The organism is Pseudomonas sp. RIT-PI-o, from assembly GCF_001297215.1.
Classification (GTDB): Bacteria; Pseudomonadota; Gammaproteobacteria; order Pseudomonadales; family Pseudomonadaceae; genus Aquipseudomonas; species Aquipseudomonas moraviensis_A.
The window spans coordinates 351,814-373,486 of sequence record NZ_LHPA01000020.1; the positions used below are offsets into that span (position 1 = coordinate 351,814).

General features: G+C 61.3%; 20 protein-coding genes. 13 read left to right on the forward strand and 7 right to left on the reverse strand.

All coding sequences use genetic code 11. The features are described from left to right. Positions 1 to 354: 354 nt before the first annotated feature. The 3 genes from AEQ63_RS10245 to rpmE all read right to left on the reverse strand — a co-directional run bounded on the left by AEQ63_RS10245 (position 355) and on the right by rpmE (position 2,854). On the reverse strand, positions 355 to 1,623 hold the full coding sequence (locus tag AEQ63_RS10245; RefSeq protein WP_064363273.1) for a malic enzyme-like NAD(P)-binding protein: 1,269 nt from the start codon (positions 1,621 to 1,623) through the stop codon (positions 355 to 357). 185 nt (positions 1,624 to 1,808) lie between these two features. After that, positions 1,809 to 2,591: a thermonuclease family protein gene (locus AEQ63_RS10250; protein ID WP_064363274.1), complete on the reverse strand. Its 783-nt coding sequence runs from the start codon at positions 2,589 to 2,591 to the stop codon at positions 1,809 to 1,811. Between the two features lie 41 nt (positions 2,592 to 2,632). Further along, positions 2,633 to 2,854 (reverse strand): 50S ribosomal protein L31, encoded by a 222-nt coding sequence (gene rpmE / locus AEQ63_RS10255; RefSeq protein WP_041477565.1) that lies wholly within the window; start codon positions 2,852 to 2,854, stop codon positions 2,633 to 2,635. 285 nt (positions 2,855 to 3,139) lie between these two features. Here rpmE and AEQ63_RS10260 point away from each other — a divergent pair, with 285 nt between their 5' ends. Continuing rightward, positions 3,140 to 5,359 (forward strand): primosomal protein N', encoded by a 2,220-nt coding sequence (locus tag AEQ63_RS10260; RefSeq protein WP_064363276.1) that lies wholly within the window; start codon positions 3,140 to 3,142, stop codon positions 5,357 to 5,359. A gap of 102 nt (positions 5,360 to 5,461) precedes the next feature. Here the strand turns inward: AEQ63_RS10260 and AEQ63_RS29085 are convergent, their stop codons facing one another. After that, positions 5,462 to 5,584 (reverse strand): hypothetical protein, encoded by a 123-nt coding sequence (locus AEQ63_RS29085; protein ID WP_016772057.1) that lies wholly within the window; start codon positions 5,582 to 5,584, stop codon positions 5,462 to 5,464. Here AEQ63_RS29085 and argS point away from each other — a divergent pair. The 9 genes from argS to AEQ63_RS10305 all read left to right on the forward strand — a co-directional run bounded on the left by argS (position 5,583) and on the right by AEQ63_RS10305 (position 16,191). Then, positions 5,583 to 7,319 carry an arginine--tRNA ligase gene (argS, locus tag AEQ63_RS10265; RefSeq protein ID WP_064363279.1) on the forward strand — a complete coding sequence of 579 codons (1,737 nt, stop codon included), beginning with the start codon at positions 5,583 to 5,585 and terminating at the stop codon, positions 7,317 to 7,319. The genes AEQ63_RS29085 and argS overlap by 2 nt on opposite strands. A gap of 1 nt (position 7,320) precedes the next feature. Next, positions 7,321 to 8,031, forward strand: a complete 711-nt coding sequence (locus tag AEQ63_RS10270; protein WP_016772059.1) for an SPOR domain-containing protein — start codon at positions 7,321 to 7,323, stop codon at positions 8,029 to 8,031. Positions 8,032 to 8,320: 289 nt separating this feature from the next. Further along, entirely contained in the window at positions 8,321 to 8,851 is a 531-nt protein-coding gene (hslV, locus tag AEQ63_RS10275) for an ATP-dependent protease subunit HslV (protein WP_007968352.1), read from the forward strand. Between the two features lie 55 nt (positions 8,852 to 8,906). After that, positions 8,907 to 10,244, forward strand: a complete 1,338-nt coding sequence (hslU, locus tag AEQ63_RS10280; protein WP_016772060.1) for an ATP-dependent protease ATPase subunit HslU — start codon at positions 8,907 to 8,909, stop codon at positions 10,242 to 10,244. 153 nt (positions 10,245 to 10,397) lie between these two features. Then, entirely contained in the window at positions 10,398 to 10,775 is a 378-nt protein-coding gene (locus AEQ63_RS10285) for a gamma-butyrobetaine hydroxylase-like domain-containing protein (protein WP_064363281.1), read from the forward strand. A 257-nt stretch (positions 10,776 to 11,032) separates the two neighbouring features. Beyond that, the gene (gene phaC, locus AEQ63_RS10290; protein WP_042608686.1) at positions 11,033 to 12,712 is read left to right on the forward strand and encodes a class II poly(R)-hydroxyalkanoic acid synthase; all 1,680 of its coding nucleotides are present in this window, start codon (positions 11,033 to 11,035) and stop codon (positions 12,710 to 12,712) included. A gap of 150 nt (positions 12,713 to 12,862) precedes the next feature. Beyond that, positions 12,863 to 13,717, forward strand: coding sequence for a poly(3-hydroxyalkanoate) depolymerase (phaZ, locus tag AEQ63_RS10295; protein ID WP_064363284.1), 855 nt, complete (start codon positions 12,863 to 12,865; stop codon positions 13,715 to 13,717). Positions 13,718 to 13,857: 140 nt separating this feature from the next. Continuing rightward, positions 13,858 to 15,540, forward strand: coding sequence for a class II poly(R)-hydroxyalkanoic acid synthase (gene phaC, locus AEQ63_RS10300; RefSeq protein WP_064363286.1), 1,683 nt, complete (start codon positions 13,858 to 13,860; stop codon positions 15,538 to 15,540). Positions 15,541 to 15,570: 30 nt separating this feature from the next. Next, positions 15,571 to 16,191 carry a TetR/AcrR family transcriptional regulator gene (locus AEQ63_RS10305; RefSeq protein WP_042608683.1) on the forward strand — a complete coding sequence of 207 codons (621 nt, stop codon included), beginning with the start codon at positions 15,571 to 15,573 and terminating at the stop codon, positions 16,189 to 16,191. 382 nt (positions 16,192 to 16,573) lie between these two features. Here AEQ63_RS10305 and AEQ63_RS10315 read toward each other — a convergent pair whose 3' ends face one another. From AEQ63_RS10315 to AEQ63_RS10325, 3 genes are all read right to left on the reverse strand, one after another. After that, positions 16,574 to 17,518, reverse strand: coding sequence for a phasin family protein (locus tag AEQ63_RS10315; RefSeq protein WP_064363291.1), 945 nt, complete (start codon positions 17,516 to 17,518; stop codon positions 16,574 to 16,576). A gap of 10 nt (positions 17,519 to 17,528) precedes the next feature. Then, positions 17,529 to 17,951: a phasin family protein gene (locus AEQ63_RS10320; RefSeq protein WP_016772067.1), complete on the reverse strand. Its 423-nt coding sequence runs from the start codon at positions 17,949 to 17,951 to the stop codon at positions 17,529 to 17,531. A gap of 216 nt (positions 17,952 to 18,167) precedes the next feature. Next, on the reverse strand, positions 18,168 to 18,443 hold the full coding sequence (locus tag AEQ63_RS10325; RefSeq protein WP_042608680.1) for a polyhydroxyalkanoic acid system family protein: 276 nt from the start codon (positions 18,441 to 18,443) through the stop codon (positions 18,168 to 18,170). A 154-nt stretch (positions 18,444 to 18,597) separates the two neighbouring features. Between AEQ63_RS10325 and ubiE the strand changes: the two genes are divergently transcribed. From ubiE to ubiB, 3 genes are read left to right on the forward strand one after another with little or no spacing between them, the layout of a single operon-like run. After that, positions 18,598 to 19,368, forward strand: coding sequence for a bifunctional demethylmenaquinone methyltransferase/2-methoxy-6-polyprenyl-1,4-benzoquinol methylase UbiE (gene ubiE / locus AEQ63_RS10330; protein ID WP_039756654.1), 771 nt, complete (start codon positions 18,598 to 18,600; stop codon positions 19,366 to 19,368). Further along, positions 19,368 to 19,991 carry a ubiquinone biosynthesis accessory factor UbiJ gene (locus AEQ63_RS10335; RefSeq protein WP_064363293.1) on the forward strand — a complete coding sequence of 208 codons (624 nt, stop codon included), beginning with the start codon at positions 19,368 to 19,370 and terminating at the stop codon, positions 19,989 to 19,991. The genes ubiE and AEQ63_RS10335 overlap by 1 nt, the downstream gene beginning before the upstream one ends. Next, complete coding sequence (gene ubiB, locus AEQ63_RS10340) at positions 19,988 to 21,592, forward strand: ubiquinone biosynthesis regulatory protein kinase UbiB (RefSeq protein WP_064363295.1); 1,605 nt, start codon at positions 19,988 to 19,990, stop codon at positions 21,590 to 21,592. The genes AEQ63_RS10335 and ubiB overlap by 4 nt, the downstream gene beginning before the upstream one ends. Positions 21,593 to 21,673 lie beyond the last annotated feature (81 nt).

Below are 21,673 nucleotides of genomic sequence, written 5' to 3' on the forward strand. Positions count from 1 at the left end.
AGCACCATTGAAAAGCCCCGCATTCGAGAGAAGAGCGGGGCTTTTTATTGCCCGATGTTTGGAGTTCGCGGCGTTACGAACATCCAGCCCCTCACCCCAGCCCTCTCCCGGAGGTAGAGGGAGCCGACCGAGGTGTCTGGCTTAATGCATCGACCTGCGCAACCGAGTCGATTATGGATTCAAAGCAAGACTTTCACGTCGGCGTCATTCATCAATATCCCCCATTCGGTCCCCTCTCCCTTTGGGAGAGGGCTAGGGTGAGGGCTGCTCCAGATATGGAATACAAAGCCCTTAGCCACAAAAAAGCCCCGACTCATAACGAGCCGGGGCTTTTGTTTGAAGCGCTACAACGACTTAGCCGTTGAACACGTCATCCACGCTTTTCAGCGGGTAGTTCTTCGGATACGGCAGGGTAGCAACGCCAGTCTCGATCGCGGCCTTGGCCACGGCGTCGGAGATCAGGGTGATCAGGCGCTTATCCATTGGCTTCGGAATGATGTACTCACGGCCGAATTCCAGTTTGATGCCGCCGTAGGCGTCGCAGACTTCCTGCGGTACTGGCAGTTTGGCCAGTTCGCGCAGGGCATTGGCCGCGGCAACTTTCATTTCTTCGTTGATGCGCTTGGCGCGAACGTCCAGGGCACCACGGAAGATGAACGGGAAGCCCAGTACGTTGTTGACCTGGTTCGGGTAGTCCGAACGGCCGGTGGCCATGATCACGTCGCTACGGGTAGCGTGCGCCAGTTCCGGGGAGATTTCCGGATCCGGGTTCGAGCAGGCGAACACGATCGGGTTGGCCGCCATCGACAGCAAGCCTTCAGCGCTCAGCAGGTTCGGGCCGGACAGACCGACGAACACGTCAGCGCCTGCCAGTGCGTCAGCCAGGGTGCGTTTCTCGGTGGCGTGGGCGAACACGGCTTTGTACTGGTTCAGGTCATCACGGCCGGAGTGGATCACGCCGGTACGGTCAACCATGAAGATGTTTTCGATGCGAGCGCCCATGCTCACCAGCAGTTTCATGCAGGAGATGGCGGCAGCGCCGGCGCCGAGGCAGACGATCTTCGCGTCCTGCAGGGTTTTGCCAGCGATTTCCAGGGCGTTGATCATGCCGGCAGCGGTCACGATCGCGGTGCCGTGCTGGTCATCGTGGAACACCGGAATATCGCACTGCTCGATCAGAGCACGTTCGATCTCAAAGCACTCAGGCGCCTTGATGTCTTCCAGGTTGATGCCACCGAAGGTAATCGAGATACGCTTGACGGTGTCGATGAAGGCTTGCGGGCTTTCAGAATCGACTTCGATGTCGAACACGTCGATGCCGGCGAAGCGCTTGAACAGCACGCCTTTGCCTTCCATGACTGGCTTGGAGGCCAATGGGCCGAGGTTGCCCAGGCCAAGAATCGCGGTGCCATCGGAAATGACTGCCACCAGATTGCCCTTGCCGGTGTATTTGTAAGCCAGTTCAGGATCGCGAGCGATCTCGCGCACTGGTTCAGCTACGCCGGGGCTGTAGGCCAGCGACAGGTCGCGGGCGGTAGCAGTGGCCTTGGTGAGCTCGACACTCAGCTTCCCCGGACGAGGATTGGCGTGATATTCGAGAGCGGCAGTTTTCAGATCAGACATTTTGGCATTCCGCTTTTTTACTGTTGGACAGACTGGTCAGCGAGGATACGCGCCTCGCAAAGTCCCCACAAGACTGGGCAGTCACTGCTGTCAAGCGCCCTGCCCTACGACTTTGGGCCAAGAGCCACGGCGCACAAGGGCTGGACTGTTCACAATCAACACGGAAAATGTCTACAATTTTTTCTTCAGCGCGGCACGTGCAGCATCGAAGGATCGGTCAGTGGCAACAACCAGCGCGGCTGACCTTTTTGCGATCCACCGCGCCGGGATCGGTCTATCACCCACCCGCGCGCCTCGATTTGCTTACCCTTCAGCGCCTGCAAGCGGGCACTGTCGAATTGTTCAAGCAGATTGGGTGCAACCCGCAATACAAGCGCGTCCTGCAACTCGATCCAGATTCCGCCGCGATTGCGCTGCACCTTGCTCACCCGACCGCTGACTATGGCGAAACCGGATCGCTGAATCTGTGGCGCTTTGAGCACCGGCGATTGCCGCCAGACGCCGAGTCCGGCTTGTCGTGCGCTGCGTTCGGCGGTCTGCTGGCAGGCGAGCAGATCGACGTTCGGCGCCACGGCAACCTGAAAGCCCAAGCCATCGGCAAGCATTTGCGCTTCGAGATTGGCACCGCTGACGCTGTAGACATGCGCAAGCGTACGCCCGTAATGGTCTTTGGCCTGCTTGCCGGGCCGCAGACCGACACGGCCGCCGCTGTCATCGACCAGCGCTTGCAGGCGTTTGCGCGCCGCCACGGCGAAGGGTTCGTCGCTGCGGCCCTGCTTGCCCAGCTCCGGCGTGTTGAGGCCGATCATGCGCACGCTGCGGCCGTCGCTCAGGCGCAGGGTGTCGCCATCGACCACTCGCTGCACGCTGACGCTGGTCAGCCCCGCGGGGGTCGGACAAAAGGCCTGGGCGGCGGACAGCCAAATCGCAGACACAAAAAAGGCGCCCGCAAGGGACGCCTTTTTCATCAGTCTGGAGAAGTCGGGACGACCTTCCAAAATGATCAGCCTCAGGCTTTTTTGCCGACGCCGAAAGTAGCGAAACGGTCTGCGAACTTCTGCACACGGCCGCCGGTGTCCAGAGTCTTCTGCTTACCGGTGTAGAACGGGTGGCATTCGTTGCAAACGTCGATCGCCAGGGCTTTGCCGTAGGTCGAACGAGTTTCGAACTTGTTACCGCAGCTGCAGGTAACAGCAATTTCCGGGTAGTTCGGATGGATATCGGCTTTCATGGTGTCTTCCTCAGGCTAGCGTGCCGCCACCCAACACTATTGTTGAATACCGCACGTAATTAGGCCGCGGATTCTACCAGACCTTTTCAAACACGCAAGCTGTCACCGAGACCGACCGTCTGCTAGGCTCCCGGCCCAATATGCGATTCCCTTGTAGGAGTGAGCCTGCTCGCGATAGCGGTGTATCAGACGACTCAATGTTGAATGAAAGGCCTATCGCGAGCAGGCTCACTCCTACAAGGTTATGTGCCAAGTCCTACCGCCTGCTGATCGAGATCCCCCCGCGTGCCCGACGCCATTCTGCGCCTTGCCCTGCCTTCGCCCCTGCGCCGCCTGTTCGATTACCGGGCGCCGGCCGGGGTGCGGCGCGAGCAATTGCAGCCGGGCATGCGCCTGCGGGTACCGTTCGGTCGGCGCGAGATGATCGGGATTCTGGTCGAAGTCACCGACACCAGCGAGGTGCCGGCAGAAAAACTCAAACCGGCACTGGCCCTCCTTGACTCGACATCGCCGCTGCCGCCCGCACTGTTCAAGCTGTGCCTGTGGACAGCGCAGTATTACCAGCACAGCCTTGGCGACACCTTGAACTGGGCCTTGCCAGTGCTGCTGCGTCAGGGCGAGCTGGCCGAGGCCCGGCAGGAACGCTTCTGGTCGGTGGCCCCCGGCGCCAGCGTCGATGACCCACGGGTCGCCCGTGCGCCACGCCAGCGCGAGGCGCTGACCACGCTGGCCCAGCATCCCCACGGCGTGGCTCATCAGTTGCTGAGCAAACTGATGCTGAGCAAGGACAGCCTCGACCTGCTGCTGGCCAAGGGTCTGGTGCAAGTCGAGATCCGCCGCCACGCCCCCGGCGCGCGCCACGAGCACTGGCTGGCGCAACCGGAGCTGCCGCTCAACAGCGAACAACGCGCGGCGTACGAAGCGATTCGCGCCGGCTTCGACAGCTACCACGCCTTTCTCCTGGCCGGGGTTACCGGCAGCGGCAAGACCGAAGTCTATCTGCAACTGATCCGCGAAACCCTCGAAGCCGGCAAGCAGGCTTTGGTGCTGATTCCGGAGATCAACCTCGGCCCGCAGACCCTGGCGCGCTTCGAACAGCGCTTTAACGCGCGCATTGCCCTGTTGCACTCGGCGGTGAATGACCGCGAACGCCTCGACGCGTGGCTCGCCGCCCGCGATGGCGAGGCCGACATTATTATCGGCACCCGCTCGGCGCTGTTCACGCCAATGAAAAATCCCGGGCTGATCATCATCGATGAAGAGCATGACGGCTCGTATAAACAGCAGGAAGGTCTGCGCTACCACGCCCGCGACCTGGCGCTGGTACGCGCGCGGCAGGAAAACATCCCGATCGTGCTCGGTTCCGCCACGCCGTCGCTGGAGAGCCTGCACAACGCCTACACCGGTCGCTATGGTCTGTTACGTCTGAACGAACGCGCCGGCGGCGCCAAGCAACCGCGCTTCCTGCGTCTGGACGTGAAAAGCCGTCCGCTCGACAGTGGTATTTCCGGGCCGATGCAACAAGCCATCGGCCAGACCCTTGCCAACGGCCAGCAGGTGCTGGTGTTCCTCAACCGGCGCGGATTCGCGCCGACGTTGCTCTGTCACGATTGCGGGTGGATGTCGGAGTGCTCGCGCTGCGATGCGCGCATGACCGTCCATCAGCGTTATGGCGAATTGCGGTGCCACCATTGCGGCAACGTCGAGCGCACGCCGCGCCAGTGTCCAAAGTGCAGCAAGGTCGATCTGCGTCCGGTCGGCGCTGGCACCGAACGTGCCGAAGAGCGTCTGGCGATTCTGTTCCCTGATTACCCGGTTTTGCGCGTCGATCGCGACAGCACCTCGCGCAAGGACGCGATGAATCAGCTGTTCGCGACGATCCAGAAAGGCCAGCCGTGCATTCTGGTCGGCACGCAGATGTTGGCCAAAGGGCACCATTTCCCCCGGGTGACGCTGGTGTCGATTCTGGATGCCGACGGCGGCCTGTTCTCCGGCGACTTCCGCGCCAGCGAGCGCATGGCGCAACTGATCGTCCAGGTTGCCGGGCGTGCCGGGCGGGCTGAGGAACCGGGCAGGGTGATCATCCAGACGCACCTCGCCGACCATCCTTTATTGGTGCAACTGACCGAGCAGGGTTACTTCGCCTTCGCCGAGCAGGCCCTGAGCGAACGCCGCGCCGCCGGGTTGCCGCCCTTTGCCCATCTGGCGTTGTTGCGCGCCGAGGCGCACAAGCCGGGGCAGGCGGAAGGCTTTCTCGATGAAGCGTGCAGCGAGGCCGAGCGCTTGCTGGCCGAATTGAACCTGAGCGGCATCGAACTGCTCGGGCCGGTGCCGGCGCCGATGGAGCGCCGCGCCGGGCGTTATCGCGCGCAGCTGTTGTTGCAGGCGACCGCGCGGGCGCCACTGCACCGATTGCTGGCCAGCTGGATGCTGGTGCTGGAGCAGATGCCGAGCGGGCGGGCGGTGCGCTGGTCGCTGGATGTCGATCCGGTGGATCTGTATTGAAGAACCGAAAGAGCAAAAGATCGCAGCCTTCGGCAGCTCCTACAGATAAATGCCGATTCCACTGTAGGAGCCGCCGAAGGCTGCGATCTTTTGACTTTGATGTCACCACATATCCACATCCTGCCTGCTAAGGTTGGCAAGCCCGTCTTCGCAACGGATAATGCCCAGTTTTTCCACCCGCGCATCGATGCGCCCGCCGCGCTTGCGGTCGAAAGAGAAGACCATGAAAGACACCATTCGCCAGCTGATCCAGCAAGCCCTCACCCAACTCGTCAACGAAGGTGTGTTGCCTGAAGGCCTGACGCCGGCGATCCAGGTGGAGAACGCCCGCGACAAGACCCACGGCGACTTCGCCAGCAACATCGCCATGATGCTGGCCAAGCCAGCCGGCATGAAGCCGCGCGACCTGGCGGAGAAAATCATCGCCGCACTGCCCGCCGACGAGAACGTCACCAAGGCCGAAATCGCCGGCCCGGGCTTCATCAATTTTTTCCAGAACACCCAGGCCCTGGCCGCGCGCCTCGACGCCGCGCTGGCCGATGCCCATGTCGGCGTGCGCAAGGCCGGCCCGGCGCAGCGCACCGTGGTCGATCTGTCGGCACCGAACCTGGCCAAAGAGATGCACGTCGGCCATTTGCGCTCGACCATCATCGGTGACGGCGTGGCCCGCGTGCTGGAATTCCTCGGTGACGAAGTGATCCGCCAGAACCACGTCGGCGACTGGGGCACCCAGTTCGGCATGCTGATGGCGTATCTGCAGGAAAACCCGATCACCAGCGACGAGCTGTCGGACCTGGAAAACTTCTACCGCGCCGCCAAGCAGCGTTTCGACGAGTCCGAAGAGTTCGCCGACCGCGCCCGAGGCCTGGTGGTCAAGCTGCAGGCCGGCGATGCCGAATGCCTGGCACTGTGGACCAGGTTCAAGGACATTTCGCTGTCGCACTGCCAGAAGATCTACGAACTGCTCAACGTCAAACTGACCATGGCCGACGTGATGGGCGAAAGCGCCTACAACGACGACCTGATCAATGTGGTCAACGACCTCAAGGCTGCCGGCATGCTGGTCGAGAGCAACGGCGCCCAGTGCGTGTTCCTCGACGAGTTCAAGAACGCCGATGGCGACCCGCTGCCGGTGATCATCGTCAAGGCCGACGGCGGTTACCTGTACGCCACCACTGACCTGGCGGCCGTGCGCTACCGCAGCGGCAAGCTCAAGGCTGATCGCGCTTTGTATTTCGTCGATCAGCGTCAGGCACTGCATTTCCAGCAAGTCTTCGCCGTGGCGCGCAAGGCCGGTTTCGTCACCCATCCGATGGAAATGGAGCACATGGGTTTCGGCACCATGAACGGCGCCGATGGCCGTCCGTTCAAGACCCGTGACGGCGGCACCGTGAAGCTGATCGACCTGCTGACCGAAGCCCAGGAACGCGCTTACAACCTGGTGAAAGAGAAGAACCCGACCCTGGCCGAAAACGAGTTGCGCAACATCGCCAAGGTGGTCGGCATCGGCGCGGTGAAATACGCCGACCTGTCCAAGCATCGCACCAGCGACTACAGCTTCAATTTCGACCTCATGCTGAATTTCGAAGGCAACACCGCACCGTACCTGCTTTACGCCTACACCCGCGTGGCCGGCGTGTTCCGCAAACTGGGCAAGGACTTCAGCGAAGTGGATGGCCAGATCGTCCTCGAGGCGGAACACGAACTTGAGCTGGCGGCGAAACTGGCGCAATTCGGCGAAGTGCTGAACAACGTCGCTGAGAAAGGCACACCGCACATTCTCTGCACCTACCTGTACGACGTCGCCGGCCTGTTCTCCAGCTTCTACGAGAACTGCCCGATCCTCGCCGCCGACACCCCGGCGCAGATGCAGAGCCGTCTGCGTCTTGCCGCACTGACCGGTCGCACCCTCAAGCAAGGCCTGGAGCTGTTGGGTCTGGAAACTCTGGAGCGTATGTAAGTTGGCCGCCAAGAAAAAACCTGCACCCAAACGCGGCGCCAGCCGCTATCAGGCTCCGGCAAAACAACCGATTCCGGGCTGGCTGTGGATGGCCATCGGCCTGACCGTCGGCGCCTTCATCGTATTCCTGATGAAACTGGAACCGGGCAAGGGCAGCGACACGGTCAAGCGCGAGAAAGTCGAACAGCAGCAGAAAGCGTCGAAGATCGCCGAGGCCAACAAGACCCCGCCGAGCCCGACGCAACCGGTGAAGCCGAAGTACGACTTCTACACCTTGCTGCCGGAATCGGAAGTGATCGTGCCGCCGGACGCGGTGCCGGAGAAAACCCTGCCGACGCCGCAAGTGCCGGCGATCCCGACCACGCCGGTGACCCCGGCCGAGGCGGCGAAGATCGACACGGCGCGCGCGCAGGCAGCTCTGGCGGGTATTACTCCGCCGCCTGCGCCGCCAGTGAGCAAGGCCGCGCCGGTCACCAAGTTCTTCCTCCAGGCCGGCTCGTTCCGCAAAGAGACCGATGCCGACAAGGTGCGCGCGCAGATCATTCTGCTCGGCCAGGCCGTGGCGGTGGAGTCCGGCACGGTCAAGGATGAAACCTGGTATCGCGTTTTGGTCGGCCCGTTCAGCAACCGCGAGCAACTGACCACGGCCCAGAAACAACTGGCCGGCGCCGGCTTCAGCAACCTGTTGTTACAACAACGCCAGAGCCGCTGATCCCACGCCGGGCGTACAGGGTCCGGCTCACTTTGTGGCGAGGGAGCTTGCTCCCGCTGGGGTGCGAAGCGCCCCCAAGCCCTGCAAATGCGGTGCATCAGACAGACCGCATCAGCTGGGTTAGCGACTGCTGCGCAGCCGAGCGGGAGCAAGCTCCCTCGCCACAGAGTCTGGCACCCTCGCTCGACACCGCTCGTCCCCTCTCCCGCCCTGCGGTTGAAATCCCCTCCAGCACCCCCATATGAATGGGCATAAGGCATTTTCGCCCCGCTGCGTGGAGACTCTTCCCTTGACCACCATCGTTTCAGTCCGCCGCCACGGCAAAGTCGTCATGGGCGGCGACGGCCAGGTTTCTCTCGGCAACACCGTGATGAAAGGCAACGCCAAAAAGGTACGTCGCCTGTATCACGGCCAGGTCATCGCCGGTTTCGCCGGTGCCACCGCTGACGCCTTCACCCTGTTCGAACGTTTCGAAGGCCAGCTCGAGAAACATCAGGGCCACCTGATCCGCGCCGCCGTCGAGCTTGCCAAAGAGTGGCGCACCGACCGCTCCCTGAGCCGCCTCGAAGCGATGCTCGCGGTCGCCAACAAGGACGCCTCGCTGATCATCACCGGCAACGGTGACGTGGTCGAACCGGAAGATGGCCTGATCGCCATGGGTTCCGGCGGCGCCTATGCGCAGGCCGCAGCCAGCGCTCTGCTGAAAAAGACCGATCTGTCGGCGCGCGAGATCGTCGAAACCGCCCTCGGCATCGCCGGCGACATCTGCGTATTCACCAACCACACCCAGACCATTGAGGAGCAGGATCTCGCTGAATAAGCCTGTTGCGGCCCGTGTGCCACGGCTTGTTTCTGCTTGAGGACCGTCAATTATTATGTCCATGACTCCCCGCGAAATCGTCCACGAACTCAACCGCCATATCATCGGCCAGGACGATGCCAAGCGCGCCGTCGCGATTGCCCTGCGCAACCGCTGGCGCCGCATGCAGCTGCCTGAAGAGCTGCGCGTTGAGGTGACCCCGAAGAACATCCTGATGATCGGCCCGACTGGTGTCGGTAAAACCGAGATCGCCCGTCGCCTGGCAAAACTGGCCAATGCGCCGTTCATCAAGGTCGAAGCGACCAAATTCACCGAAGTCGGTTATGTCGGCCGTGACGTCGAGTCGATCATCCGTGATCTGGCTGACGCTGCGATCAAGATGCTCCGCGAGCAGGAAATGACCCGCGTGCGCCACCGCGCTGAAGACGCTGCCGAGGACCGCATCCTCGACGCGTTGCTGCCGCCGGCACGCATGGGCTTCAGCAACGAAGAAGCGCCGAGCTCCGATTCCAATACGCGTCAGCTGTTCCGCAAGCGCCTGCGCGAAGGCCAGCTGGACGACAAGGAAATCGAGATCGAAGTGGCCGAAGTTTCCGGCATCGAAATCGCCACGCCGCCGGGCATGGAAGAGATGACCAACCAGCTGCAATCGCTGTTTGCCAACATGGGCAAGGGCAAGAAGAAGTCGCGCAAGCTCAAGGTCAAGGAAGCGCTGAAACTGGTGCGCGATGAAGAAGCCGGGCGTCTGGTCAACGAAGAAGAGCTGAAGGCCAAGGCGCTGGAAGCGGTCGAGCAGCACGGCATCGTGTTCATCGACGAAATCGACAAGGTCGCCAAGCGCGGCAATGTCGGCGGCGCCGATGTCTCCCGCGAAGGCGTACAGCGCGACCTGCTGCCGCTGATCGAAGGCTGCACCGTCAACACCAAACTGGGTATGGTCAAGACCGACCACATCCTGTTCATCGCCTCCGGCGCGTTCCACCTGAGCAAGCCGAGCGATCTGGTGCCGGAGCTACAAGGCCGTCTGCCGATTCGCGTCGAACTCAAGGCGCTGAGCCCGGAAGACTTCGAACGCATCCTCAGCGAACCGCATGCTTCGCTCACCGAACAATACTGCGCGCTGCTGAAAACCGAAGGCCTGAACATCCAGTTCCAGCCCGAGGGCATCAAGCGTCTGGCGGAGATCGCCTGGCAGGTCAACGAGAAGACCGAGAACATCGGTGCCCGTCGCCTGCACACGCTGCTTGAGCGCCTGCTTGAAGAGGTGTCGTTCAGCGCCGGCGACCTGGCCAGCGCCCACGATGACAAGGCGATCCTGATCGACGCCGACTACGTCAACAGCCACCTCGGCGAATTGGCGCAGAACGAAGATCTGTCCCGTTATATCCTGTAAGCCATACTTACAGCGATAGCGGACCCTGTGGGAGCGAGCCTGCCCGCGAAGAGGTCGTGTCAGGCGGTATCAATGCCGTCTGACCCACCGCTTTCGCGAGCAGGCTCGCTCCCACATTTGAATCAGGGTCGCCCACACATCGGACGCCAGCCCATGAATCGAATCCCCACCGACATCAAACTGCACAAAGCCTCGAAAACCCTGACGCTCACTTATGCGTCCGGCGAGGAATTCACCCTGCCCGCCGAGTTTCTGCGTGTGCACTCCCCCTCCGCCGAGGTCCAGGGCCACGGCAAACCGATCCTGCAATTCGGCAAGCTCAATGTTGGTTTGAGCAAGCTGGAGCCGGCCGGCAACTATGCACTGAAACTGACCTTCGACGACGGTCACGACAGTGGCCTGTTCACCTGGGAATACCTCTACGAACTCGGCAAACGCCAGACCGAACTCTGGGACGATTATCTCGCCGAGTTGCGCGCTGCCGGAAAATCCCGCGATCCGAACGAGTCGTTCGTCAAGCTGATGCTCTAGCCCGTGGCTCTTGCTCTTTAGAGGGCATTTTCTAACTTCATCTGTTTGAATGCTCCGCTCACGCAGCCCAGGATGGGCCGCTTGCGAAAAAAATTAAACTCGGGTAACCAATGGAGCTGGCAAGTTCCCTGCAGTGCTCTACGACTGTAAAGCAGCCATGCAGAATCAACGGTCACCCGAGCAGTAGTACCCGGCATTGGCTGTGGAAGCGACAGCGCAAGACCGGGTACTCGTCTCAGGACAATGGAGCGTCGTAGATGAGTGACAAGAATAACGATGACCTGAAGTACCAAGCCTCGGAAAACACCCTGGGGCTTAACCCCGTCGTCGGGCTGCGCGGAAAGGATCTGCTGGCCTCTGCTCGAATGGTGCTGAAACAGGCCATCAGACAACCGATTCACAGCGTCAGGCACGTGACCCATTTCGGCCTCGAACTGAAGAACGTGCTGCTGGGCAAATCCGCCCTGCAACCGGCCGGCGATGACCGCCGTTTTGCCGACCCGGCGTGGAGCCAGAACCCGCTGTACAAACGCTATCTGCAAACCTACCTGGCCTGGCGCAAGGAACTGCATGCCTGGATCGACGACAGCAGCCTGTCACCCAAAGACATCGCTCGCGGGCACTTCGTCATCAACCTGATGACCGAAGCCATGGCCCCGACCAATACGGCGGCCAACCCGGCAGCGGTCAAACGCTTCTTCGAAACCGGCGGCAAGAGCCTGCTCGATGGCCTCTCGCATCTGGCCAAGGATCTGGTGCACAACGGCGGCATGCCGAGCCAGGTCAACATGGGTGCGTTCGAGGTCGGCAAGAGCCTCGGCGTCACCGAAGGCGCCGTGGTGTTTCGCAACGACGTGCTGGAGCTGATCCAGTACCGGCCGATCACCGAGCAGATCCACGAGCGTCCGCTGCTGGTGGTGCCACCGCAGATCAACAAGTTCTATGTTTTCGATTTGAGCCCGGACAAGAGCCTGGCGCGTTTCTGCCTGCGCAATAACGTGCCGACCTTCATCATCAGTTGGCGCAATCCGACCAAGGCCCAGCGTGAATGGGGGCTGTCGACCTACATCGAAGCGCTGAAGGAAGCGGTGGACGTGGTCACCGCAATCACCGGCAGCAAAGATGTGAACATGCTCGGCGCCTGCTCCGGCGGCATCACCTGCACCGCCCTGCTCGGCCACTACGCCGCGCTCGGCCAGAACAAGGTCAACGCTCTCACCCTGCTGGTCAGCGTGCTCGACACCACCCTGGACAGCGATGTCGCCCTGTTCGTCGATGAGCAGACCCTGGAGACCGCCAAGCGCCACTCCTACCAGGCCGGTGTGCTCGAAGGCAAAGACATGGCCAAGGTCTTCGCCTGGATGCGTCCCAACGACCTGATCTGGAATTACTGGGTCAACAATTACCTGCTCGGCAATGAGCCGCCAGTGTTCGACATCCTGTTCTGGAACAACGACACCACGCGCTTGCCCGCCGCATTCCACGGCGACCTGATCGAGATGTTCAAAAACAATCCACTGATCCGCCCCAATGCACTGGAAGTGTGCGGCACGCCGATCGACCTCAAGCAGGTGACCGCCGACATTTTCTCGCTGGCCGGGACCAACGACCACATCACCCCGTGGAAGTCCTGCTACAAGTCGGCGCAGCTGTTCGGCGGAAAAGTTGAATTCGTGCTGTCGAGCAGCGGCCATATCCAGAGCATCCTCAACCCGCCGGGCAATCCGAAGTCGCGCTATATGACCGGCGAAGAAATGGCCGCGACTGCCGATGACTGGCAGGAAAACTCGACCAAGCACACCGATTCCTGGTGGCTGTACTGGCAGGCATGGCTGGCCGAGCGCTCAGGCAACCTGAAAAAGGCCCCGACGAAACTGGGCAACAAGGCGTATCCGGCGGGCGAGGCTTCGCCGGGCACTTATGTTCACGAACGGTAACTGACACCCCCCGGACGCTGTAGGAGCTGTCGAGTGAAACAAGGCTGCGATCTCTTGATGTCGTCGTCAAAGATCAAAAGATCGCAGCCTCGTTTCACTCGTCAGCTCCTACTGGATACGGGTGGACTTGAAATCTACAGGGCCTCACGCATGCCGCAACCGTTCATATTCCGCACCGTCGATCTGGATGGCCAGACCCTCCGCACGGCGGTGCGTCCCGGCAAGCCTCATTTGACGCCTCTGCTGATTTTCAACGGCATCGGCGCCAACCTGGAGCTGGTGTTTCCGTTCGTCGCGGCGCTGGACCCGGATCTGGAAGTGATTGCCTTCGACGTGCCCGGGGTCGGCGGTTCGTCGACGCCAACCCGGCCGTATCGCTTTCCCGGTCTGGCCAGACTGACGGCGCGGATGCTCGATTATCTCGACTACGGTCAGGTCAATGTGATCGGCGTGTCGTGGGGCGGCGCCCTGGCGCAGCAGTTTGCCTACGACTACCCCGAGCGCTGCAAGAAACTGGTGCTGGCGGCCACCGCTGCCGGTGCGGTGATGGTGCCGGGCAAACCGAAAGTGCTGTGGATGATGGCCAGCCCGCGCCGCTACATTCAGCCGTCCCATGTGATTCGCATCGCGCCGATGATCTACGGCGGCTCGTTCCGCCGCGACCCGACGCTGGCGGCCAGCCATGCGGCGAAAGTGCGTTCGGCGGGCAAGCTCGGTTACTACTGGCAGCTGTTCGCCGGCCTCGGCTGGACCAGCATTCACTGGCTGCACAAGATCCATCAGCCGACGCTGGTGCTGGCCGGCGATGACGATCCGCTGATCCCGCTGATCAACATGCGCATGCTTGCCTGGCGCATTCCCAACGCGCAGTTGCACATCATCGATGATGGCCATCTGTTCCTGATCACCCGCGCCGAAGCAGTGGCGCCGATCATCATGAAGTTTCTCGAGGAGGAGCGTCTGCGCGCGGTCATGCACCCGCATCCGACACCGCTGGGCGGCTGATGGCGGCGGCAGGCTTTATGCAGCACTTTTCAAATCAAGCGCGCGGCAGGACGCCGCGCAGGCAGCAACCGGCAACAGCGTCTATGGTGTTCTGGTTCGGTGAGTGTGTTTTTGCCCTGAAGACGAAGGAGTGTTGAGTCATGCGCGAAAAACCAGCGACGGGCGTGGTGCCCAGCCCCGCCGTGTTTATCAACGCCCAAAGCGCGATCGCCGGCCTGCGTGGCAGAGATCTGCTGTCGACACTGCGCAGCGTCGCCGCCCACGGCTTGCGCAATCCGTTGCACAGCGCCAGGCACGCGTTGACATTGGGCGGACAACTGGGACGCGTTCTGCTCGGCGAAACCCTGCATCCGACCAATCCGCAAGACAGCCGCTTCGCCGATCCGGCGTGGAGCCTCAACCCGTTCTATCGGCGCAGCCTGCAGGCGTATCTGGCCTGGCAGAAACAGGTCAAGAGCTGGATCGACGAAGGCGACATGAGTCCCGAAGATCGTGCCCGTGCGCACTTCGCTTTCACCCTGCTTAATGACGCCGTGGCGCCCTCCAACACTCTGCTCAACCCGCTGGCGGTCAAGGAGTTGTTCAATTCCGGCGGGCAGAGTCTGGTGCGTGGCCTGAGCCATCTGTTCGATGATCTGTTGCACAACGACGGCCTGCCACGGCAAGTGACCAGGCAGGCGTTCGAGGTCGGCAAAACCGTAGCGACCACCACCGGGTCGGTGGTATTCCGCAACGAAATGTTCGAGTTGATCCAGTACAAATCGATGAGCGAAAAGCAGTACGCCAAGCCGTTGCTGGTGGTGCCGCCGCAAATCAACAAGTACTACATTTTCGATCTGAGCCCGCAGAACAGCTTCGTCCAGTACGCCCTGAAAAACAGCCTGCAGACTTTCATGATCAGCTGGCGCAACCCCGATGTGCGCCATCGCGAGTGGGGCCTGTCGAGTTACGTCGAGGCGGCCGAAGAAGCGATGAACATCTGCCGGGCGATTACCGGCGCGCGCGAAGTGAACCTGATGGGCGCCTGCGCCGGCGGCCTGACCATCGCCGCCCTGCAAGGCCATCTGCAGGCCAAACGGCAACTGCGTAGGGTCGCCAGCGCGACGTATCTGGTCAGCCTGCTCGACAGCCAGATCGACACCCCGGCCACGCTGTTCGCCGATGAACAAACACTGGAAGCAGCCAAGCGTCGCTCCTATCAGAGGGGCGTGCTCGACGGTCGCGACATGGCCAGGGTCTTCGCCTGGATGCGCCCCAACGATTTGATCTGGAGTTACTTCGTCAACAACTACCTGCTGGGCAAAGAGCCGCCAGCCTTCGACATCCTCTACTGGAACAACGACAACACCCGCCTGCCTGCGGCGCTGCACGGTGATCTGCTGGACTTCTTCAAGCACAACCCGCTGAGCCACGCGGGCGGTCTCGAGGTGTGCGGCACGCCGATCGATCTGCAGAAGGTCAACGTCGACAGCTTCAGCGTCGCCGGCATGAACGACCACATCACGCCATGGGACGCGGTGTACCGCTCGACCCTGCTGCTCGGTGGCGAGCGGCGCTTCGTGCTGTCCAACAGCGGCCACGTGCAAAGCATCCTCAACCCGCCGAGCAATCCGAAAGCTGCCTACGTCGAAAACACCAGACTGAGCAGCGACCCGCGCGCCTGGTACTACGACGCCAGACATGTCGAGGGCAGTTGGTGGCCGCAGTGGCTGGAGTGGGTCGCGCAGCGCTCCGGCGCCCTGCATGAGACCCGTACCACCCTCGGCAGCCCGAATTATCCACCGATGGAAGCGGCACCCGGCACCTACGTGCATGTGCGTTGACGCTCAACCGAATTTTTCTAAGAAGACTGGATGAAAACCCGCGACCGGATTCTCGAATGTGCGCTGCAACTGTTCAACGAAAAGGGCGAGCCGAACGTGTCCACCATGGAAGTGGCCAACGAAATGGGGATCAGCCCCGGCAACCTCTACTACCACTTCCACGGCAAGGAACCACTGATTCTCGGTCTGTTCGAGCGCTTCCAGCATGAACTCGCGCCACTGCTCGACCCACCGCCGGAGGTGGAACTGGCACCGGAGGATTACTGGCTGTTTCTGCATTTGATCGTCGAGCGGCTGGCGCAATACCGGTTCCTGTTCCAGGACCTGTCGAACCTCGCCGGACGCCTGCCGAAACTGGCCAAGGGCATTCGCAACCTGCTTAACGCGTTGAAGAGGACGCTGGCGTCGCTGCTGGCGCGGTTGAAGGCTGCCGGGCAACTGGTCAGCGATACCCAGGCGCTGGGGCAACTGGTGGAGCAGGTGACCATGACGTTGCTGTTCTCACTGGATTACCAGCGGATCCTCGATCGTGAGGGTGAGGTTCGGTTGGTGGTTTATCAGATCATGATGCTGGTGGCGCCGCATCTGCTGCCGCCGGTGAAGGTGGCGACAGAGCGGATGGCGCTGCAATACCTTGAGGATCACGACTGACCTGAAAAGCCCCTCACCCTATCCCTCTCCCAGAGGGAGAGGGGACTGATTGGGGGATGTTCGAGAGCTACGCCCACCTGAGCGAGCTTCGTTGAATCCATAATCAACTACCCGAAGATTACGGCTGACTCCAAAAGCCCCTCACCCTAGCCCTCTCGCTGAGGGAGAGGGGATTGATTGGGGGATGTTCGAGAGCTACGCCGACCTGAGCGAGCTTTTTCGAATCCATAATCGACTCGATTTTTTCAGGTCGATGTATGACGCAGGACACCTCGGTCGGCTCCCTCTCCTAGGGGAGAGGGCTGGGGTGAGGGGCCGCTTGGAATGCACAAACAAAAACGCCCGACCTTCACAGGCCGGGCGTTTTTGATTTGCCCTGAAATCAGGACTGACTGGATGGCGTCGACGGAGTCGATGCTGCAGTCGGGGTAGCTGCTGCCGTGGGTGCCGCAGCGGAATTTGCCGCGTTGGCCGGAGCTGTTGGAGCCGTCGATGGCGCGGCGGCCGGTTTCGGTGCAGCGGCTTTCGGCGCGGCCGGTTTTTTCACTGCAGGCTTTTTCGCCGCAGCCGGTTTGGCCGCAGGCTTCGCAGCAGGTTTGGCGGCAGCGGTCTTCGCTGCTGGCTTGGCCGCTGGTTTCGCTGCAGTTTTAGCCGCAGGTTTTGCTGCCGCCTTGGTTGCCGGTTTGGCAGGGGCTTTGGCGGCAACCGGTTTGGCGGCCGCTTTGGCCGCAGGCTTGGCGGCTGCCGTTTTCGCGGCCGGCTTGGCCGCAGCTTTCGCAGCAGGTTTTGCCGCCGGTTTGGTCAGTGGCTTGGCTGCGGTTTTCGTTGCAGGTTGGGCCGCCGCGGTTTTCGTTGCAGGTTTGGCCGCCGCAGTTTTGCTAGCCGGTTTCGCCGCCGCGGTTTTCGCCGCTACGGGCTGAGCCTTCAGACCGGTGAGTTTCTCGATCTGCCTGGTCAGCGTATCGACCTTGGCGTTGAGCGCCTTGACCTCATTGCGGCTCGGCACACCCAGGCGCGAAATCGCGCTGTTCAGGCGCTTGTCGAACGCGCCTTCCAGCTCGTCCCATTTGCCCAGTGCGCGGTCTTTCACGCCGCTGATGCGCGACTTCGCCGAGGAGGTCGAGTCCTCGACTTTCTTGCCGACTGCTGTCTTGGTGAGCTTCTCGGCTTTCTCGCCGTCTTTGACCAATGCATCGAAGAGTTTGCTGCCGTCAGTGTCGATCTTCGAGTACACGCCTAAACCAGCCAGCCAGATCTTGCGGGAGTAGGACTCGACCTTCCCGACCCACGAGCTGCTTTCTTTATCGGTGTTCTTTTTGCCAGCCATCCCGTTCTCCTTAAGATTTTCGCGCGACGCGTTCGAGCAATGCCGTCAGCTCATCGAGCTTAGCAGAGAGTGCCTCAACGTCATGTTTAGACGGAATGCCGATCCGATTCAAGGCGCTGGCCACACGGTTGTCGAAGGCCTTCTCGACCTTGTCCAGCTGAACTTCAACACGACCCTTGAACGAGCTGACCTGAGTGGCCGCATCATCGATCTCGGCGTTGGCCGCGAGGAGTTTTTCGCTAACGGCTTTTTTGCCTTTCTTTTCAACAGTTTGACCAGCGGCGACGAGTTCCTGGAAGTACTCGCTGCCCTCCTGGCCGACCTTGGTATAGGCGCCCAGGCCTGCCAGCCAGATCTTGCGGGCATAGGATTTGACGTCGCTCAGAGTGGAAGTCGGAGCGTCGATTTTTTTCTTCAAAATGACTTTGGCCATGGTGCACCTCACGCGCAGAAGGTTTGAGGAACTGCCGGACGAGTGTCGGGCTCAGGCACAAAGTAGGTAGAAAAATTAGAAAGGGCACCCTAACCAGTGGGAGCACCAGAACAAATGTAGGAGTGAGCCTGCTCGGGATAGCGGTCTGTCAGTCACAGATAATTTGACTGACAGACCGCTATCGCGAGCGGGCTCACTCCTACAGGGGATCGTGTTTCAAGCCAAGGCTTTGTCGAGGGCTTTTTCGATCTCGGCTTTGATCATGCCGCTCATGGCCGACATCATCAGGCCCAGCTCGACGTCGACCCTGATCGAATCGTCCGCCACATGCACTGCGCCTTTCACGCCCGAGCGTTTGAGGTTCAGGGTGTCGCCTGACCACTGCGGCTCCAGGCCGTATTGTTCATTGAGTTTCCTGGCCAGTTTGTCGGCCTTCTCGCGGGCGGCTTCCTTGCCCAGGGTGTGGGCGCGCTCAACACTGATTTTGGCCATGGAATGACTCCTGATGATTGAATGGCTGACGTGGAATCTTGACCGCATCTGCGGCAAATCGTCCCGAAGGTTGCCCATCTTACCTTTAGCCATTCCAAGACAAAGCATGGCTTGGGGATTAGAATGTCGCGCATTCTCTTTTGGTGACAGCGATATGACTGATCAGCGCAAAGGCAGCGATGCCGAACCCACCACTCACTTCGGCTTCAAAAACGTTCCGGAAAGCCAGAAAGCGGAAAAAGTCGCTGAGGTTTTCCATTCCGTAGCCGCGAAATACGACCTGATGAACGACCTTCTGTCGGGCGGCATGCACCGCCTGTGGAAGCGTTTCGCGATCGAGCTTTCCGGCGTGCGCAGCGGCAACCGCGTGCTCGACATCGCCGGCGGCACCGGCGACCTGACCCGCAAGTTCTCGCACCTCGTCGGCCCGACTGGCCAAGTGGTGCTGGCCGACATCAACGAATCGATGCTCAAGGTCGGCCGTGATCGCCTGCTCGATCTCGGCGTTGCCGGCAATGTCGAATTCGTTCAGGCCGACGCAGAAAAGCTGCCGTTTCCGGACAACCATTTCGACTGCGTGACCATCGCCTTCGGCCTGCGCAACGTGACGCACAAAGAGGACGCGCTGCGTTCGATGCTGCGCGTGCTCAAGCCCGGCGGACGCCTGCTGGTGCTGGAGTTCTCCAAGCCGACCAATGCGCTGATGTCCAAAGCCTACGACGCCTACTCGTTCGCCTTCATGCCGCTGATGGGCAAGCTGATCACCAATGACTCGGAAAGCTACCGCTACCTGGCCGAATCGATCCGCATGCACCCGAATCAGGAAACCCTGAAGTCGATGATGGTCGAGGCCGGTTTCGACCGCGTGACCTATCACAACATGACCGCAGGTATCGTCGCCCTGCACCGCGGCATCAAACCCTGATGTTGCTGACCGGGCTGCTCGCCAGCGTCGAACTCGGCCTCAACCGGGTGCTGCGTCTCGACAGCACGGCGCTGCCGCGCCTGGCGCATCTGACCGGCAAGGTGATTGCCGTCGATTGCCGCAGCCCGGCCCTGCAACTGTTCATTCTGCCCAGCGACGAAGGCCTGATGCTGGCTTCACAGTGGGCGGCGGACGTCGATTGCACATTGCGCGCACCGGCCTCGAGCCTGGTGAAACTGGCTCTGAGCAAAGACAAGACAGCCGTGCTGCACGCTCCGGAGGTCGAGCTCGATGGCGACAGCGGCGCGTTGCTGGCGCTGGCCGGCGTGCTGCAAGACCTCGAGCTGGACTGGGAGTACGAACTCTCGCGCTGGCTCGGTCCGGTCGCCACGCAGTTGCTCGGTGGTCATCTGCGCAGCCGCGCGCGCTGGTATCAACAAGGATTTGCCAGCCTCAACCAGAATCTTGCCGAATACCTCGCCGAAGAATCGCGCACCCTTGTCGGGCAGCGCGAAGCCGAAGCGCGGTTCAGCGAACTGGACCGGATCAAACTTGATCTGGAACGACTCGAGGCGCGTTTCGAGCGCCTTTCCCGATCCCTCGACCCAAGCGATAACGCATGAAGCTGCTTGCCGTCCGCCGTCTGTTGCGCATCCAGCGCGTCGTGATCCGCTACCGCCTCGATGACCTGCTGTTCGATCTGCCGCTGCCGTGGTTTCTCCTGGCCGTGCGCTTTCTGCTGCCGTGGCGCTGGCTGCCGCGCAAGCCGCTGGAGCTCAACCGTGGCGCGCGCTTGCGCCTGGCGTTGCAGGATCTGGGGCCGATCTTCATCAAGTTCGGGCAGATCCTTTCGACCCGTCGCGACCTGTTGCCGGAAGACATCGCCGATGAGCTGATGCTCCTGCAGGACCGCGTGCCGCCGTTCGATTCGCAGGTGTCGATCAAGCTGATCGAAGAACAGCTGGGCAAGAAAATCAGCGAAGTGTTCAGCCGTTTCGACGTTGAACCGCTGGCCTCGGCCTCGGTGGCGCAGGTGCATGCGGCGCAGCTCAAAAGCGGCGAAGAAGTGGTGGTCAAGGTCATTCGCCCTGGCCTGAAACCGGTGATTGCCCAAGATCTGGCGTGGCTGTTCATCCTCGCCCGCGCTGCCGAGAAATTCTCCGCTGACGCGCGCCTGCTGCACCCGGTCGATGTGGTGCAGGATTACGAAAAAACCATTTACGACGAACTCGACCTGTTGCGCGAAGCGGCCAACGCCAGCCAGTTGCGCCGCAACTTCGAGGGCTCGCAGCTGCTGTACGTGCCGCAAGTCTATTGGGACTGGTGCCGGCCGAAAGTGCTGGTGATGGAGCGCATCTACGGGATTCAGGTCACTGACCTGGCGACCCTCGCCGATCAGCGCACCGACATGAAAATGCTTGCCGAGCGCGGTGTGGAGATCTTCTTCACGCAGGTGTTCCGCGACAGTTTCTTCCACGCCGACATGCACCCGGGCAACATCTTCGTCAGCACCGTCAACCCGTGGAGCCCGCAGTACATTGCGATCGACTGCGGTATCGTCGGCAGCCTGACCCCGGAAGACCAGGATTATCTGGCGCGCAATCTGTTCGCCTTCTTCAAGCGTGACTACCGCCGTGTCGCGCAGTTGCACATCGACTCGGGCTGGGTGCCGGCGGAAACCAAACTCAATGAATTCGAAGCGGCGATCCGTACCGTCTGCGAACCGATCTTCGAAAAACCGTTAAAAGATATTTCATTTGGCCAGGTGCTGATGCGCCTGTTCCAGACCGCGCGCCGCTTCAACATGGAGGTGCAGCCCCAACTGGTGCTGTTGCAGAAGACTCTGCTGAACATCGAAGGCCTCGGTCGCCAGCTGTATCCGGATCTGGATCTGTGGAACACCGCGCAGCCGTTTCTCGAGCGCTGGATGCGCGAGCGCGTCAGCCCGAAAGCCTTGCTGGGCAACGTGCAGAGCCAGCTGGAGCAGATTCCGCACCTGTCGAACATGGCCCGCGACCTGCTCGAGCGCATGTCGCAACCCCATGCCAAAGACCCGCCGCCGCCGTGGCACAAACGCAAGGACGACTGGTTCCTGCGCCTGCTCGGCTGCGCGCATCTGGCCGGCGGCGCGACCCTCGCCGCTGGTGGCCCGCTGACCGATTGGGCGCACTGGCCCGCCGGGATCATGGTGGCGGTCGGCTTGTATCTGGTCGTTCGCCGATAGCACGAATCGGCTGCAAGTTATAAGCTGCGAGCTGCAAGCTTGACGACACAGGTACACCGCAACCTGCTTTTACTTGCAGCT

Excerpts from the sequence above, each read along its gene's own strand:
- AEQ63_RS10245 (WP_064363273.1), bottom strand. The coding sequence starts at position 1,623 with ATGTCTGATCTGAAAACTGCCGCTCTCGAATATCACGCCAATCCTCGT.
- AEQ63_RS10250 (WP_064363274.1), bottom strand. The coding sequence starts at position 2,591 with ATGAAAAAGGCGTCCCTTGCGGGCGCCTTTTTTGTGTCTGCGATTTGG.
- rpmE (WP_041477565.1), bottom strand. The coding sequence starts at position 2,854 with ATGAAAGCCGATATCCATCCGAACTACCCGGAAATTGCTGTTACCTGC.
- argS (WP_064363279.1), top strand. The coding sequence starts at position 5,583 with ATGAAAGACACCATTCGCCAGCTGATCCAGCAAGCCCTCACCCAACTC.
- AEQ63_RS29085 (WP_016772057.1), bottom strand. The coding sequence starts at position 5,584 with ATGGTCTTCTCTTTCGACCGCAAGCGCGGCGGGCGCATCGATGCGCGG.
- hslU (WP_016772060.1), top strand. The coding sequence starts at position 8,907 with ATGTCCATGACTCCCCGCGAAATCGTCCACGAACTCAACCGCCATATC.
- AEQ63_RS10285 (WP_064363281.1), top strand. The coding sequence starts at position 10,398 with ATGAATCGAATCCCCACCGACATCAAACTGCACAAAGCCTCGAAAACC.
- phaC (WP_042608686.1), top strand. The coding sequence starts at position 11,033 with ATGAGTGACAAGAATAACGATGACCTGAAGTACCAAGCCTCGGAAAAC.
- phaZ (WP_064363284.1), top strand. The coding sequence starts at position 12,863 with ATGCCGCAACCGTTCATATTCCGCACCGTCGATCTGGATGGCCAGACC.
- phaC (WP_064363286.1), top strand. The coding sequence starts at position 13,858 with ATGCGCGAAAAACCAGCGACGGGCGTGGTGCCCAGCCCCGCCGTGTTT.
- AEQ63_RS10305 (WP_042608683.1), top strand. The coding sequence starts at position 15,571 with ATGAAAACCCGCGACCGGATTCTCGAATGTGCGCTGCAACTGTTCAAC.
- AEQ63_RS10315 (WP_064363291.1), bottom strand. The coding sequence starts at position 17,518 with ATGGCTGGCAAAAAGAACACCGATAAAGAAAGCAGCTCGTGGGTCGGG.
- AEQ63_RS10320 (WP_016772067.1), bottom strand. The coding sequence starts at position 17,951 with ATGGCCAAAGTCATTTTGAAGAAAAAAATCGACGCTCCGACTTCCACT.
- AEQ63_RS10325 (WP_042608680.1), bottom strand. The coding sequence starts at position 18,443 with ATGGCCAAAATCAGTGTTGAGCGCGCCCACACCCTGGGCAAGGAAGCC.
- ubiE (WP_039756654.1), top strand. The coding sequence starts at position 18,598 with ATGACTGATCAGCGCAAAGGCAGCGATGCCGAACCCACCACTCACTTC.
- AEQ63_RS10335 (WP_064363293.1), top strand. The coding sequence starts at position 19,368 with ATGTTGCTGACCGGGCTGCTCGCCAGCGTCGAACTCGGCCTCAACCGG.
- ubiB (WP_064363295.1), top strand. The coding sequence starts at position 19,988 with ATGAAGCTGCTTGCCGTCCGCCGTCTGTTGCGCATCCAGCGCGTCGTG.